The organism is Streptomyces sp. NPDC002588, from assembly GCF_040295925.1.
Lineage (GTDB): Bacteria > Actinomycetota > Actinomycetes > Streptomycetales > Streptomycetaceae > Streptomyces.
The window spans coordinates 204265-218929 of the sequence record NZ_JBEOWF010000004.1; the positions used below are offsets into that span (position 1 = coordinate 204265).

At 72.1% G+C, this 14665-nt stretch carries 12 protein-coding genes; 4 read left to right on the forward strand and 8 right to left on the reverse strand.

The window, feature by feature from the left end; translation table 11 throughout:
- The first annotated feature begins 120 nt into the window (after positions 1-120).
- Complete coding sequence (locus ABT057_RS06875) at positions 121-903, forward strand: serine protease (RefSeq protein WP_352341392.1); 783 nt, start codon at positions 121-123, stop codon at positions 901-903.
- Positions 904-1209: 306 nt separating this feature from the next.
- On the opposite strand, the gene ABT057_RS06880 is transcribed toward ABT057_RS06875, so the two are convergent.
- Positions 1210-2559, reverse strand: a complete 1350-nt coding sequence (locus ABT057_RS06880; RefSeq protein ID WP_352341393.1) for a hypothetical protein — start codon at positions 2557-2559, stop codon at positions 1210-1212.
- 140 nt (positions 2560-2699) lie between these two features.
- On the opposite strand from ABT057_RS06880, the gene ABT057_RS06885 reads away from it, so the two are divergent.
- Positions 2700-3314 carry a GPP34 family phosphoprotein gene (locus ABT057_RS06885; protein ID WP_352341394.1) on the forward strand — a complete coding sequence of 205 codons (615 nt, stop codon included), beginning with the start codon at positions 2700-2702 and terminating at the stop codon, positions 3312-3314.
- Positions 3315-3321: 7 nt separating this feature from the next.
- Here ABT057_RS06885 and cimA read toward each other — a convergent pair whose 3' ends face one another.
- From cimA to ABT057_RS06900, 3 genes are all read right to left on the reverse strand, one after another.
- Complete coding sequence (cimA, locus tag ABT057_RS06890; protein ID WP_352341395.1) at positions 3322-4935, reverse strand: citramalate synthase; 1614 nt, start codon at positions 4933-4935, stop codon at positions 3322-3324.
- Between the two features lie 314 nt (positions 4936-5249).
- Complete coding sequence (locus ABT057_RS06895) at positions 5250-6338, reverse strand: branched-chain amino acid aminotransferase (RefSeq protein ID WP_352341396.1); 1089 nt, start codon at positions 6336-6338, stop codon at positions 5250-5252.
- Positions 6339-6575: 237 nt separating this feature from the next.
- Positions 6576-7619, reverse strand: a complete 1044-nt coding sequence (locus tag ABT057_RS06900; RefSeq protein ID WP_352341397.1) for a 3-isopropylmalate dehydrogenase — start codon at positions 7617-7619, stop codon at positions 6576-6578.
- 227 nt (positions 7620-7846) lie between these two features.
- Between ABT057_RS06900 and ABT057_RS06905 the strand changes: the two genes are divergently transcribed.
- Positions 7847-9370 carry a purple acid phosphatase family protein gene (locus tag ABT057_RS06905; protein WP_352341398.1) on the forward strand — a complete coding sequence of 508 codons (1524 nt, stop codon included), beginning with the start codon at positions 7847-7849 and terminating at the stop codon, positions 9368-9370.
- Between the two features lie 66 nt (positions 9371-9436).
- Here ABT057_RS06905 and ABT057_RS06910 read toward each other — a convergent pair whose 3' ends face one another.
- The 4 genes from ABT057_RS06910 to ABT057_RS06925 form a co-directional block, all read right to left on the reverse strand.
- Positions 9437-9568 (reverse strand): hypothetical protein, encoded by a 132-nt coding sequence (locus tag ABT057_RS06910; protein ID WP_099935881.1) that lies wholly within the window; start codon positions 9566-9568, stop codon positions 9437-9439.
- Positions 9569-9752: 184 nt separating this feature from the next.
- Positions 9753-10631 (reverse strand): alpha/beta fold hydrolase, encoded by an 879-nt coding sequence (locus tag ABT057_RS06915; protein WP_352341399.1) that lies wholly within the window; start codon positions 10629-10631, stop codon positions 9753-9755.
- 64 nt (positions 10632-10695) lie between these two features.
- Complete coding sequence (pruA, locus tag ABT057_RS06920; RefSeq protein WP_352341400.1) at positions 10696-12336, reverse strand: L-glutamate gamma-semialdehyde dehydrogenase; 1641 nt, start codon at positions 12334-12336, stop codon at positions 10696-10698.
- A gap of 79 nt (positions 12337-12415) precedes the next feature.
- Positions 12416-13342, reverse strand: coding sequence for a proline dehydrogenase family protein (locus tag ABT057_RS06925; RefSeq protein WP_352341401.1), 927 nt, complete (start codon positions 13340-13342; stop codon positions 12416-12418).
- A gap of 142 nt (positions 13343-13484) precedes the next feature.
- Here ABT057_RS06925 and ABT057_RS06930 point away from each other — a divergent pair, with 142 nt between their 5' ends.
- Complete coding sequence (locus tag ABT057_RS06930; protein ID WP_352341402.1) at positions 13485-14657, forward strand: PucR family transcriptional regulator; 1173 nt, start codon at positions 13485-13487, stop codon at positions 14655-14657.
- The last annotated feature ends 8 nt before the right edge of the window (positions 14658-14665 follow it).

Sequence of the window (14665 nt, forward strand, 5' to 3'; positions counted from 1 at the left end):
AGGGTTCACATAATCCAGCAACAGATTTGACCCGACCATGCCAGCGCATGGGATTTTCTTTGCCGTGTGATCTGACATGGGCACGTCATACACACTCTCCACCCCCCACGGAGGCAGACCTTGAAGAAGCTCCTCACCGCCCTCAGGAGACTCGCGGCCGCCGGCGCGACCGCCCTCGCCATCGCGAGCCTCCAGCCGGTCTCCGCCGCGCAGGCCGCCCCCTCCCCCGTCGTCGGCGGAACCCGCGCCGCACAGAGCGAGTTCCCGTTCATGGTCCGGCTCTCCATGGGCTGCGGCGGCGCCCTCTACACCCAGCAGATCGTGCTGACCGCCGCGCACTGCGTGAGCGGCACCGGCGCCAACACCGGCATCACCGCCACCGCCGGCGTCGTGGACCTGCAGTCCACCACCGGCCGGGTCCAGGTCAAGTCCACTTACGTCTACCGGGCCCCCGGATACAACGGCGCCGGCAAGGACTGGGCGCTCATCAAGCTCGCCGCGCCCATCAACCTGCCGACGCTGAAGATCGCCACCACCACGCAGTACAACACCGGCACCTTCACCATCGCCGGCTGGGGCTCGGCGACCGAGGGCGGCGCCCAGCAGCGCTACCTGCTCAAGGCCACCGTGCCGTTCGTGAGCGACGCGACCTGCCGGGCGTACAGCGGCTACAGCGGGCTGGTCGCGAGCGACGAGATCTGCGCCGGGTACGCCTCGGGCGGCGTCGACACCTGCCAGGGCGACTCCGGCGGCCCGATGTTCCGCCGGGACGCGAACAACGAGTGGATCCAGGTCGGCATCGTGAGCTGGGGCATCGGCTGCGCCCGCCCCAACGCGCCCGGCGTCTACTCCGAGGTGTCCACCTTCGCCTCGGCCATCGCGTCCGCCGCGGCCTCCCTCTGACGCCGGGGATCCCGGCTCCCTGACGCATCCGAGATCCACGGGCCCGGCGACGCACCGCGCCGGGCCCGTGCCCGTACCCGGGCCTGGCCAGGCCCGGTCACAGCGCTAGTGCCGCAGCAGGCGACGTTCGCCCCGTCGCGACGCCCGGCACGCTCCCCCACTCTCGACTTCGCTCGAGCGGGAGGGGCCCCCACCGCCGCACCGGGCACAAGCCCAAGTACATCCAGTACGAGGGCTTGCACCCGCCACGCCGAGAGCACGCGCCGGACGCCGCTCCTCGACGGGCAGACGTTGCCTGCCGCGGCACTAGAAACCGCCGCCGAAGTCACCGCCGCCCCCGAAGTCACCTCCCCCGCCGCCGTCGCCGAAACCTCCGCCGAAGTCGCCCGGGTCGAAGTCGCCGCCGGAGACGTCACCGCCGTCGTAGCCGCCCCCGCCGAAGTCGCCGTAGCCGGTGCCGTAGTCGGCCGCGTACGACGGGGCGGACATGAGGCCGCCGAGCATGGTGCCGACGAGGAGGCCGGGGAGCAGGCCGCCGCCGAAGTAGCCGCCGGCCCAGGGGCCGTAGGCGGGGCCGGCCTCCCAGTAGGGCCGGCGGCCGTAGTCGCTGTCGACCTCGCGGATCACCGGGTCGCGGCCGTCGGCCAGCCGGGTGGCGTCCGCCGCGCAGACCGGGACCTCGCGCGGGGACCCGCCGGGCGGGGTCCAGGCGGCGTCGGTGACGGAGGGGCCGTGGCGCGGGTCGAAGAAGCAGGGCGGACGGCGTTCGGGGAGCGGGCGGCGCTCGCGGCGGGCGGCGAGCAGGGCCAGCGAGAAACGGCCGTCCTCCAGGGTCCGGGTGACCGGACGGACGTCCTCCGGCCTGGTGGCCGCGGCCATCGTCGTCTTCGCCTGTTCGTAGGCGTCCAGGGCACGTTCGTAGTCGGCGCGCATCGCGTCGTCGGCGCCCGGCTCGGCCGGGTGGAAGTCCAGGCGGTCCAGTTCCTCGCCGTAGGCGGTGATGTCCTCGTCGACGACCACCCTCAGCCGCTCCAGCGCGGCCCGCCGCTCCTCCGCGTGCCGGCGGCGGCCGCGGCGGACCACGGCGTACGCGCCCGCGCCGCCCGCGACCAGCACCACGCCCGCGGTGACCAGCGCGGCCGTGGAGACCCCGGCACCGTCGGACGACCCCCAGGACGAGGGTGCCGAGCCGCCCATGTTCGCCAGGGCCCGGTCGGTGAAGTCGGCCAGCTGGGCGCCGGCGTCCCGTTCGCCCTGGACGCTGCGGACCAGGTTCCGCACGGCCGTCCGCGGCAGGACGGAGGAGTCGGCGCGGGCGTCGAAGCGGTCGCCCAGGCGGATCGCGTACAGGCCGGTGACGCCGGTGGCCGTGCGGAGGTCCGTGAAGAGGTCCGCGGTCGGATAGCCGGCCGGGAGGACGGCGACGAAGAGCGGCTTGTCGGCGCCCTCGATCCGCCGCTGGAGTGCGTGCGCGTCCGCCTGGGAGAGCTGGGCCGAGGCGGCCGGATCGACGTAGACCGGGCTCTCCCGCAGGGCGTCGGCGATCCTCGACACGCTGGTCTCGGCGGCCGCCCGGGGCGCGAGCACGGTGAGGAACGCCAACGCCAGGGCCGCCAGGAGCACCGGGAGGCTTCGGGGCCGTACGACACCCTTCATGCTTCGAAACTACCCGAAGCTCTACTAAATCGGTCACTCCATGCGACCATCCCGCCCCCGTCAAGGCTGTGCAAGTCGTTCGGCGGGGGCGGCGGGTCGGGTGGAGCATGGAGGAAACCGTCACGGCACTGGAGTGGGACATGACCACAGCGCGGGACCTGTTCTTCGTCTCCCTGGACGTGCCGTCCGGCCGGCCCGTCGAACGGGGCGATCTGTCGCTCGCCCTCGCGGGTGCCGAGCTGTCCGACCTGCTGGCCGGCGGGGCCGTCACGCTGGAGGACGACCGCATCGTGCCCGGCCTTGTGCCGGCCACGGGTGACCCGCTGCTGGACCGGGCCGGGGACGCGCTCGTCCGGCAGCCCCCGTACGAGTCGGTGGAGGACTGGCTGTGGCGCCGGGGGGACGGCCTGGCCTCGGCCTATGCCGCCGCGCTCGGGGCGGAGGCGCGGGCCGGCGGTGCGCGGAAGAGCCGGACGGCACTGTGGAGCCGGCGTCCGGCCGCCACCGGATCCGAGCCGTCACCGGCCCGGCGCCAGGCGGCCGAACGCTGGGCCGCGCGCGAACCCGCCCTCGCCGGTCTCGCCGCCGCCCTCGACATCCCGGAGGGGGCGGCCGACGAGCCGGCGGACCCGGCCGACGATCCGACGGCGACCGTGCTGGCCGCCGTCAACGGCGCGCTGACCGAGCTGGAGGGTGTGCGCCAGCGGCGGCGCATCGAGGACGCCGCCTTCGACAACGTCTGGCGGGCCCCCTGAGCGTGGGTCACTCCGCCGGGGTGACGCCCGCCCGCAGCAGCCCGTACGTGTAGGCGTCCTCCAGGGCCTGCCAGGAGGCGGCGATGACGTTCTCCGCCACGCCGACCGTGGACCACTCCCCCGCCCCGTCCGTCGTGGAGATCAGGACGCGGGTGGTGGACTCGGTGCCGTGGACGCCCTCGAGGATGCGGACCTTGTAGTCGACCAGCTCGAGCTTGGCCAGCTGGGGGTAGATCTTCTCCAGCGCGACGCGCAGGGTGCGGTCGAGGGCGTTGACCGGGCCGTTGCCCTCCGCCGTGGCGACGATCCGCTCGCCCTTCGCCCACAGCTTCACCGTGGCCTCGTTGGCGTGGGTGCCGTCGGGGCGGTCCTCGACGATGGCCCGCCAGGACTCCACCTGGAAGTAGCGCAGCGGCTTGCCGCCCTGCACCTCGGTGCGCAGCAGCAGCTCGAAGCTCGCGTCGGCCGCCTCGTACGTGTAGCCCTTGAGTTCGCGCTCCTTGACGCGGTCCACCACCCGGCCGACCAGCTCGCGGTCGCCGCCGAGGTCGACGCCGAGCTCCTTGCCCTTGAGCTCCACCGAGGCGCGGCCCGCCATGTCGGAGACCAGCATGCGCATGGTGTTGCCGACCAGCTCGGGGTCGATGTGCTGGTAGAGGTCCGGGTCCACCTTGATCGCGGAGGCGTGCAGGCCGGCCTTGTGGGCGAAGGCGGAGACGCCGACGTAGGGCTGGTGGGTGGAGGGGGTGAGGTTGACGACCTCGGCGATGGCGTGCGAGATCCGGGTCATCTCGCGCAGCCGGCCCTCGGGCAGCACCTTCTTGCCGTACTTCAGCTCCAGGGCCGCGACGACGGGGAAGAGGTTGGCGTTGCCTACGCGCTCGCCGTAGCCGTTCGCCGTGCACTGGACGTGGGTCGCGCCCGCGTCCACCGCGGCGAGGGTGTTGGCGACCGCGCAGCCGGTGTCGTCCTGGGCGTGGATGCCGAGGCGGGCGCCGGTGTCGGCGAGGACCGTGGCGACGACCGCCTGCACCTGCGCGGGCAGCATGCCACCGTTGGTGTCGCAGAGGATGACCACGTCCGCGCCGGCCTCCGAGGCGGCCCGCACGACCGCCTTCGCGTACTCCGGGTTCGCCCGGTAGCCGTCGAAGAAGTGCTCGCAGTCGACGAAGACCCGGCGTCCCTGCTCTCGCAGGTAGGACACCGTGTCCCGGACCATCTCCAGGTTCTCGTCCAGCGTGGTGCGCAGGGCGAGCTCGACATGGCGGTCGTGGGACTTGGCGACGAGGGTGATGACGGCCGCGCCGGACTCCAGGAGCGCCCTGACCTGCGGGTCCTCCGCCGCCTTGGCGCCGGCCCGGCGGGTCGCGCCGAAGGCGACCAGCTCGGCGTGCCTGAACTCGATCTCCTGCTGGGCGCGGGCGAAGAACTCGGTGTCGCGCGGGTTGGCGCCGGGCCAGCCGCCCTCGATGAAACCGACGCCGAACTCGTCCAGGTGCCGTGCGATCGCGAGCTTGTCGGCGACGGTGAGGTTGATGCCCTCCCGCTGGGCGCCGTCGCGCAGGGTGGTGTCGAAGACGTGGAACGAGTCGTCGAGCTCGCTGGTGTGCGTCGCGGTCATGTCTCAAGGCTCCTGTTGTGGATCTTCGGTCTTACCGGAATGACCGGCTCCACCGTCCCCATGGTCCCTCGTGCGCTCTCTCCCGGCTGCGGGTGGGCCAGAAAAGCGAAAAACCTCTCGCGGGTGCGAGAGGTCTGCGCGCGGGTCGAGGACGACGGTGGCCACCCGTACCTGGTCGTACGTGGCGGTCACTGCGGACCGGCGCGCCTGCTGCCAATAATCGTGGCGAACGAGAGCACGGGGGCAGTTTGGCACAAGCCGCCCCCGTGCTCACGGAGTGTCTCAGGATGCGAGCAGAACGATCTCGGCGACGGCTACCCGAGCTTGTGCATCCAGCCGTGCTCGTCCTCCCTGACACCGCGCTGGATGCCGAGGAGGGCCTCGCGCAGGCGCTGGGTGACCGGGCCCGGCTCGCCGTCGCCGTGGCTCCAGGCCGCGTCCTTGGTCTTGGCGTGGCCGATGGGCGTGACGACGGCCGCGGTGCCGCAGGCGAAGACCTCGGTCAGCGCGCCGGAGGCGGCGTCCTCGCGCCACTGCTGGAGGGTGACGACTCCCTCCTCGGCGGTGTAGCCCAGGTCGCGGGCGACCTGGAGGAGGGAGTCACGGGTGATGCCCTCGAGGATCGAGCCGGTCAGGGCGGGGGTGACGATACGGTCGCCGTAGACGAAGGCGATGTTCATGCTGCCGGACTCCTCGACCTTGGTGCGGGTCACGGCGTCGAGGTAGACGACCTGGTCGCAGCCGTTGCGGGCCGCCTCGGCCTGGGGCAGCAGGGAGGCCGCGTAGTTGCCGCCGGTCTTGGCGTCGCCGGTGCCGCCGGGGACGGCGCGGACGTAGTCCTCGGAGACCCAGATGGTGACCGGCTTGACGCCACCGGCGAAGTAGGCGCCGGACGGGGAGGCGATCAGCATGAACAGGTACTCGTTGGCCGGGTGGACGCCGAGCGCGGCCTCCGTGGCGAACATGAACGGACGCAGGTAGAGCGACTCCTCGCCGCCGTGTGCCGGCACCCAGTCGGCGTCCTGGGCGAGCAGCGCGTCGAGGGCGGCGATGAACAGCTCTTCGGGCAGCTCGGCCATCGCCATGCGGCGGGCGGAGTTACGGAAGCGGCGGGCGTTGGCCTCGGGCCGGAAGACGGCCACCGAGCCGTCGGCCTGCCGGTAGGCCTTCAGGCCCTCGAAGATCTCCTGGCCGTAGTGGAGGACGTGCGTGGAGGGGTCGAGGGAGATCGGCCCGTACGGAACGAGCTGCGCGTCGTGCCAGCCGCGGCCCTCGGTCCACTTGATCGTCACCATGTGGTCGGTGAAGTGGCGGCCGAACCCGGGGTTCGCCAGGATCGCCGCGCGCTCCGCGTCGGAAAGTGGCGAGGCCGAGGGCTTGAGCTCGATCGTGGGCGTCGTCATGAGTGGTTGTCCTTCACCGGTTGTAGTGACGGGCCGCAGGTACGCCCGTACGGCCAGTGGCCAGTGCTGGGACGTCCGAGCATTGCCTCATTCCGCGGCTCCGCGTTCGATTATCGCAAGCGGGGTCCAGGGAAGAAAACGGCGTGAATGCGACCCGGGATTGATGGTTGCACCCGGCGGGGGACATGCGGAAGCCGCCGGGCGCGCGAGCGACCCGACGGCTTCTGGCAGCTCGGGTCAGCCGGCTACTCGTACGGCCAGCGCGTCACCGATCTCGGACGTGCTGCGGGCGGGCAGCCCGCCGCGCTCCGCCAGGTCGGCGGAGACGGCGTCCTCGATGCGGCCGGCCTCGGTCTCGTAGCCGAGGTGGCGCAGCAGGAGGGCCACGGACAGGACGGTGGCGGTGGGGTCCGCCTTGCCCTGGCCCGCGATGTCCGGGGCCGAACCGTGGACGGGTTCGAACATGGACGGGAACTCGCCGCTCGGGTTGATGTTCCCGCTCGCGGCGACGCCGATGCCGCCGGAGACGGCCGCGGCGAGGTCGGTGATGATGTCGCCGAAGAGGTTGTCGGTGACGATGACGTCGAACCGGCCCGGGTCGGTGACCAGGTAGATGGTGGCCGCGTCGACGTGGATGTAGTCGGTGGTGACCTCGGGGAACTCCTCGGCCACCTTGTTGAAGATGTTCGTCCACAGGTGTCCGGCGAAGGCCAGCACGTTGTTCTTGTGGACGAGGGTGAGCTTCTTGCGGGGGCGGGCCTGGGCGCGGGCGAAGGCGTCGCGGACCACGCGCTCGACACCGAAGGCCGTGTTCACGGAGACCTCGGTGGCGACCTCGTGCGGGGTGCCCTTGCGGATGGTGCCGCCGTTGCCGGTGTAGGGGCCCTCGGTGCCCTCGCGGACCACGACGAAGTCGATCTCGGGCTGGCCGGCCAGCGGGGTCGCGACGCCCGGGAGGAGCTTCGACGGACGCAGGTTCACGTGGTGGTCGAAGAGGAAGCGCAGCTTGAGCAGGAAGCCCCGCTCCAGGACACCGGAGGGGACGCTCGGGTCGCCGATCGCGCCGAGCAGAATGACGTCGTGCTGCTTGAGCGCCTCCGCGTCGGCGTCGGTGAGGGTCTCACCGGTGGCGTGGTAGCGCCGGGCGCCGAAGTCGTACTCCTTCGTCTCCAGCTTCACATCCTGCGGGAGGACGGCGGAGAGGACCTTGAGACCTTCGGTCACGACCTCCTGGCCGATACCGTCACCGGGAATCACTGCGAGATTGATGCTGCGCGACATGTCGGCACCGTACTCCTGGTCCCATGGGATGACACGCACCGTCCGGCATGCGGACACCCGGGCGGCGGGACGGTGCCCGCCCTTCGCGCCCCGTTCACCCGGACGCAGGACGGCCGTTGGAACATCAGGGAAGGTTCGGCGACATGACAGTGCCTCCCAGGGGGACACCTCCCGGACCCCCCGTGCCGGACGTCGGCATTCCGCCTCGGCTCGCCCGCGGGATGAGCATGGCGGAGCAGTACGAGTACCTGCGCACGCGGATGGTCCGGCGCCGGACGCTGGTCACGGCGGGGGCCGTGGCCGGCGGCCTGCTCACGGGCTGCGCGGGCGAATCGAAGGCGCCGACGGGCCGGACCGCGTCCACGGCGAGTCCCTCGGTGTCCGCGGCGGGCTCCTCCGTCACCCCCTTCGGCCGCCATCTCGCCTTCGGCGCCGACCCCCGCACCGGGATGCGGATCTCCTGGCAGGTCCCGGCCGCCGTGCGCGCGCCCTACGTCCGGATCGGCACCCGCCCGGACCAGCTGGGCGGCAAGGTGAGGGCCGAGGTGCGGGCGCTGCACACGCCCGGTGTCCAGGGGGTGCGCAGCGCGCTGGAGCAGTACTACGTGCACGCGGCCGTGGACGGCCTGCTGCCCGGGACGACGTACTACTACGGCGTCGGCCACGAGGGCTTCGACCCGGCAGACCCGACGGACTCCGCCCGCCGGGCCACGATCGCGTCCTTCCGTACGGCACCCGCGGGCGCCGAGCGGTTCGTGTTCACCGCGTTCGGCGACCAGGGCGTCGGCCGGGCGGCGACCGCCGTCAACCGGCAGGTGCTGCGCACCGCGCCGGCCTTCCACCTCCACGCGGGCGACATCTGCTATGCGGACGGCAGCGGGCAGGGCCGCAAGAGCGACGGCTACGACCCGACCGCCTGGGACGCGTTCCTGCGGCAGACCGAGCCGGTGGCGCGGTCGGTGCCGTGGATGGTGACGACCGGCAACCACGACATGGAGGCCTGGTACTCACCCGACGGCTACGGCGGCCAGCTCGCCCGCTTCTCCCTCCCGGACAACGGCTTCGACCCGCGCACGGCCCCGGGGGTGTACTCCTTCCGGTACGGCAACGTGGGGGTGGTGGCGCTGGACGCCAACGACGTGTCGTACGAGATCCGGGCCAACCTGGGATACACCGGGGGGCGGCAGACGGCGTGGCTGAAGCGGACGCTGAGCGGGCTGCGGGCCGACGAGAACGTCGACTTCGTCGTCGTCTTCTTCCACCACTGCGCCTACTCGACCTCCACGCACGCCTCCGACGGCGGGGTGCGCGCCGAGTGGCAGCCGCTGTTCGACCGGTACCAGGTGGACCTGGTGATCAACGGCCACAACCACGTCTACGAGCGGACGGACGCCCTGAAGGGCGGACGGGTCGGCAGGGCCGTACCCGTCGGCGGCTCCACGGATCCGACGCGCGACGGAACGGTCTACGTCACGGCGGGCGGCGGCGGCCGCGATCTGTACGGCTTCCCCGCGGGCGTGCCCGAGAGCTACGAGGGGAAGGTCCACGGCCGCGAGTCGGTGGACACCTTCCACTGGACGCGCGGCGGCGAGAACACACCGGAGACGGTGGAGTGGTCGCGGGTGCGCTACCGGGGTTTCTCCTGCCTCACGGTGGAGGCGGTCGCCGGACCGTCGGCGAAGCTCACGGTGTCGGCGCTGGCGGAGGACGGGGCGCGCATCGACCGTTTCGAGGTGCGGCGCGGGGCCTGAAGTCCCGTTCGGACCCCACGCCGCGCCCCGTGCGGGTGCGGCTCCCGGACTGCGGGGGCGGGTGGCTCAGTGGCCGGTCTCGCCGCCGTTGTCGCGGCGGTCCAGGGCGCGCTGGAGGGCCGCGGCGGCGTTCTTGCGGTCGGACTCGCTCGTGCGGGAGATGTGGCGGACTCGGCGGCGGACGGTCGTCTCGGCCATGGGGAATCGACTCCTTCGATGAAGCCCAGGGAGCGGAAAGGGTTACGAGACGCCGGAGGGCGGAGAGCCGTGGGCCGCAGGGATTGCCTGCATCGGGCCCGGCTCACGACCGCCAATCGCTGGATCGAGCGAAAACGTTCGGCTCCTACAAAGCTAAGGGAGGAGCGCGCGCCTGTCTCCACAATTACTCGGACTTCCTACCATCTGAGACGGCGCCGGCCAGGAAACCGGTCACCGCGGTCCGGAATCCCGCCGGATCCTCCACCCACGGGTGGTGTCCGGCGCCGGGCAGGATCACCCGCCGTACGTTCGGCAGCGCCGCCTCCAGGGAGTCGACCGATGAACGGGGGCGGATGTCGTGGGCGCCGTCGACGATCAGCACGGGCACGTCGAGGGCCTGGCAGGCGGCATACAGGGCGGGGGTGCCCCAGGCCGATCTCCGTTCCGCGTTGAGGGCCCGGCCGCACTCCGTGTTGATCCCGAACCAGGGACCGGCCATGCGTCCGGCGAGTTCCACGGCCCGGGCCCGGTCCTCGAACTCGACCGACCACTGGAGCACGGCCCGCTCCCGGGCCTCGTCGTCGGTGAGTTCGGCGCGATCCGTCAACTCCTGCCAACGGGCGAGCCGTTCGGGCGGGTCCGCGAGCCGGGCGCGGAGGTTCTCGCGATATGCCGGGTGCCAGTCCCGGTCCGGCCCGATGCCCGTCCCGGCCACGTAGATCAGCGCACGGACCCACTCCGGGTGGGCGAGGGCGTAGGAGAGGGCCAGCTGGGCGCCCCACGAGTGGCCGAGCAGCGCGACCCGGCCGGGGCCGTGGTGGCGTCGTACGGCGTCCAGGTCGGCCACGAACCGTCTGGTGGTCCACGGCCCGCCGCGCCCCTCGGAGCGGCCGCAGCCGCGCTGGTCGAAGCGGACGACCTTGGCGGCGCCGGCCAGCAGCGGGGCCACGTCGCCGAACATGTCCCACAGCCCCGGTCCCCCGTGGCACAGCAGCAGGAGCACACCACGGCCGGACACGCTCGTCCACAGCCGTACACCGTCGTCCGTGATCACCGTTGTCATGGCGGTCAGCATGACGAGCGGACCGGGCCCGTGTCAGACCCGGTCCGCTCGGCCCCGGCGGTTTTCAGCCCATGTGCGGGTAGGTGTAGTCGGTCGGCGCGACCAGGGTCTCCTTGATGGCGCGGGTCAGCGTCCAGCGGGTGAGGTTCTGCGGGGCGCCGGCCTTGTCGTTCGTGCCGGAGGCCCGGCCGCCGCCGAAGGGCTGCTGGCCGACGACGGCGCCGGTGGACTTGTCGTTGATGTAGAAGTTGCCGGCCGCGTAGCGGAGCTTCTCCATGGTGTACGCGGTCGCGGCGCGGTCGCCCGAGACGACCGAGCCGGTCAGCGCGTAGGCGGACACGGACTCCATCTGGGTCAGCATCTCGTCGTACTTCTCGGCCGAGCTGTCGTCGTACACGTGCACGGCGAGAATCGGGCCGAAGTACTCGGTGGTGAAGACCTCGTTCTCCGGGTCGGTGCACTCGATCACGGTCGGGCGGACGAACCAGCCGACCGAGTCGTCGTAGGAGCCGCCGGCGACGATCGTGCAGGTGGGGTCCTGCTTCGCCCGGTCGATGGCGGCCTTGTTCTTGGCGAACGCCCGCTCGTCGATGACGGCGCCGACGAAGTGGGACAGGTCGGTGACGTCACCCATGGCCAGGTGGTCGACCTCGGCGGCGAACTCCTCCTTGAAGCCGGAGTTCCAGATGGAGGCGGGAATGTAGGCGCGTGAGGTCGCGGAGCACTTCTGCCCCTGGTACTCGAAGGCGCCCCGGGTGAGGGCGGTCTTCAGGACCGCGCGGTCGGCGCTCGGGTGGGCGACGACGAAGTCCTTGCCGCCGGTCTCGCCGACCAGGCGCGGGTAGGAGCGGTACTTCTCGATGTTGGCGCCGACCGTCTTCCACAGGTACTGGAAGGTCTTCGTGGAGCCGGTGAAGTGGATGCCGGCGAGGTCGCGGTGCTGGAGGGCGACCTCGGAGACCTGGATGCCGTCGCCGGTGACGAGGTTGATGACGCCCTTGGGGAGTCCGGCCTCCTCCAGCAGCCGCATCAGCAGGACGGCGGCGTGGGTCTGGGTCGGGGACGGCTTCCACACCACCACGTTGCCCATGAGGGCGGGCGCGGTTGGCAGGTTGCCCGCGATGGCGCTGAAGTTGAACGGCGTGATCGCGTAGACGAAGCCCTCCAGCGGGCGGTGGTCGAGGCGGTTCCACACGCCCGGGGAGTTGGCCGGGGGCTGCTCGGCCAGGATCTGCCGGGCGTAGTGGACGTTGAAGCGCCAGAAGTCGACCAGCTCGCAAGGGGTGTCGATCTCGGCCTGCTGGACCGTCTTCGACTGGCCGAGCATGGTGGAGGCGGCGATCGTCTCCCGCCAGGGACCGGCCAGCAGTTCGGCGGCGCGCAGGATGATCGCGGCGCGGTCGTCGAAGGACATCGCGCGCCAGGCGGGCGCGGCGGCGAGGGCCGCGTCGATCGCGTCCTGCGCGTCCTGCCGGGTGGCGTGGCGCAGGGTGCCGATGACGGCCCGGTGGTTGTGCGGCTGGACGACCTTGAACTCCTCGCCGCCGCCCATCCGCTGCTCGCCGCCGATGGTCATGGGCAGGTCGATGGGGTGGTCGGCCAGCTCCTTCAGCTTGGCCTCGAGCCGCACCCGCTCGGCCGAGCCGGGGGCATAGCCGTGCACCGGCTCGTTGACGGGGGCGGGGACCTGGGTCACAGCGTCCATGGTGTCCGTAACTCCTTGTACGTGAGCGGGTGTTCGGTTTCAGCCCTGGGTTCCGGCCCTGGGTTCCGGTCTGTGGGTCTCAGCCCTTGGTGAGGGTCGAGCGGGCGAAGAACAGCAGGTTGGCCGGCTTCTCCGCGAGGCGCCGCATGAAGTAGCCGTACCAGTCGGTGCCGTAGGCGGTGTAGACGCGCATCCGGTGGCCCTCGGCGGCGAGGCGCAGGTGCTCCTCGCTCCTGATCCCGTAGAGCATCTGGAACTCGTACTCGTCGGGCTTGCGGCCGGCCCTGCGGGCGAGTTCCTGGCCGATGGAGATGAGGCGGGGGTCGTGGGACCCGATCATCGGATACCCCTCGCCCTCCATCAGCGTCCGCAGGACCCGGACGTACGCCTTGTCGATCTCGTGCTTCTGCTGGTACGCGACCTCGGCGGGCTCGTTGTACGCGCCCTTCACCAGCCGCACCCGGCTGCCGGCCGCGGCGAGGCGGCGGGCGTCGGCCTCGGTGCGCAGCAGGTAGGCCTGGATGACGCACCCGGTCTGCGGGAAGTCCCGGCGCAGTTCCTCGTGCACGGCGAACATCGAGTCCAGGGTGGTGTGATCCTCGGCGTCCAGGGTGACGGTGGTGCCGATCGCGGCGGCGGCCTCGACGACGGGCCGGACGTTGGCCAGCGCGAGGTCGTGGCCGCCGGGCAGGGCCTGGCCGAACATCGACAGTTTCACCGACATCTCGGCCCGCGTACCCAGCTCCAGCGGCTTCAGCCGTTCGACGAGCCGGAGGTAGGCGTCCCGGGCGGCCACGGCCTGGGCGGGGGTGGTGATGTCCTCGCCGACGACGTCCATCGTCAGCTCCAGGCCCCGGCCCGTGAGCTCCTCGACGACCGGCACGATGTCGTCGACCGTCTCGCCCGGGATGAAGCGGTCGACGACCTGCTTCGTCACCGGGGCCGCCGAGATCAGCCGGCGCATCCGGTCGCTGCGCGACGCGGCGAGAATCACGGAACCCAGCACGGGGCACCTCCACAGACCAGCAGTCCTAAGACAGCGGACAGAACCACCGTGAAATCTAAGAATCCCCCCGATCGTCTGCCATCGACAGCTGTCACGCATCCGTGCCGCAGATCTCAGACAGATGTATGAAGGCCCTGCGGAAATGCGCGAGAATGCCCGGGTGGCAGGCGATTACGAAGGCGACTACCAGGAGCTGGTCGACGAGGTCTCGGAGCTCCTCGGGGTCCCGGCGACCCTGGAGAACCGGGACTTCGAGCTGATCGCCTTCGGGGCGTACGACAGTGAGGGCGATCTCGACGCCTCCGCCCTCGACCCGGTGCGGGCCCGCTCGATCCTGACCCGGCGGTCCACGGCGGCCGTGCGTACCTGGTTCGAGGGCTTCGGCATCACCCGCGCGACCGGACCGGTCCGTATCCCGCCCACCCCGGAGGCGGGTGTCCACCGGGGCCGGGTCTGCCTTCCGGTACGGCACCGGGGAGTCGTCCTCGGCTATGTGTGGCTGCTGGACGGCGACCCGGGCCCCTCGGACGCCCAGCTGACCGCGGCCATGGAGGTGACCGCCCGCATCGGCGCGCTCCTCGCGGACGAGGCCCGGCACGGCGCCGACCTGACCCGGGAACTGCGGGCGGTGCTGACCGCCGAGCCCGGCTGGCCCCGGGACATGGCGACGGCGGAACTGCGCACGGCCCTCGGCCCCCGCGCGGACGCCCCGCACACGGTGATCTGCGTGGCCCCCTGGCCGGCCGGCACCCCGTCCGTGCGCACCCTGCCGGGGGCGACGGCGCTGTGCACTGTGCCGTGGGGGACGACGGCCTTCTGTCTGGCGGTCCTGGTCCGGCTGCGCTCGGACGGGGTGCCGGCCCCGGCGGTGTCCGCGGCGGGCCGGCTGCTTGAGGGGTCGGACCGGGCGGCCGCGGGGGTCGCCGACGGCAGGCCCGGCCTGGGCGAACTGGGTGCGGCCTGGCAGGAGGCGGTGGGGGCCGCGCGGGCGGCGCTCGCCGAGCCCCGGCTCGGGCCGGTCGCCCGGTGGGCGTCCCTGGGGCCGTACCGGATGCTCACGGCACTGCCCCCGGCCGCCGCGCAGGACCCGGCCGTGCGGGCCCTTCTCGCCCCCGCCCACCGGGACCTCGCCCGCACCGCCGAGGTCTATCTCGACTGCGCGGGCCAGGCCGGCCGCACCGCCGCCGAGCTGGGGGTCCACCGCCAGACCCTGTACTACCGGCTCTCCCGGGTGGAGAAGCTGACGGGCCTCGACCTGGACGACGGGGAGGACCGCCTGCTGCTGCACATGGCCCTCAAGACGGCCCGGCTCTGAGGCGCCCC

Bases quoted from the DNA above. Each gene is read 5' to 3' on its own strand.
- ABT057_RS06880 (WP_352341393.1), bottom strand. From the start codon at position 2,559: ATGAAGGGTGTCGTACGGCCCCGAAGCCTCCCGGTGCTCCTGGCGGCC.
- ABT057_RS06885 (WP_352341394.1), top strand. From the start codon at position 2,700: ATGACCACAGCGCGGGACCTGTTCTTCGTCTCCCTGGACGTGCCGTCC.
- cimA (WP_352341395.1), bottom strand. From the start codon at position 4,935: ATGACCGCGACGCACACCAGCGAGCTCGACGACTCGTTCCACGTCTTC.
- ABT057_RS06895 (WP_352341396.1), bottom strand. From the start codon at position 6,338: ATGACGACGCCCACGATCGAGCTCAAGCCCTCGGCCTCGCCACTTTCC.
- ABT057_RS06900 (WP_352341397.1), bottom strand. From the start codon at position 7,619: ATGTCGCGCAGCATCAATCTCGCAGTGATTCCCGGTGACGGTATCGGC.
- ABT057_RS06905 (WP_352341398.1), top strand. From the start codon at position 7,847: ATGGCGGAGCAGTACGAGTACCTGCGCACGCGGATGGTCCGGCGCCGG.
- ABT057_RS06910 (WP_099935881.1), bottom strand. From the start codon at position 9,568: ATGGCCGAGACGACCGTCCGCCGCCGAGTCCGCCACATCTCCCGCACG.
- ABT057_RS06915 (WP_352341399.1), bottom strand. From the start codon at position 10,631: ATGACAACGGTGATCACGGACGACGGTGTACGGCTGTGGACGAGCGTG.
- pruA (WP_352341400.1), bottom strand. From the start codon at position 12,336: ATGGACGCTGTGACCCAGGTCCCCGCCCCCGTCAACGAGCCGGTGCAC.
- ABT057_RS06930 (WP_352341402.1), top strand. From the start codon at position 13,485: ATGCGCGAGAATGCCCGGGTGGCAGGCGATTACGAAGGCGACTACCAG.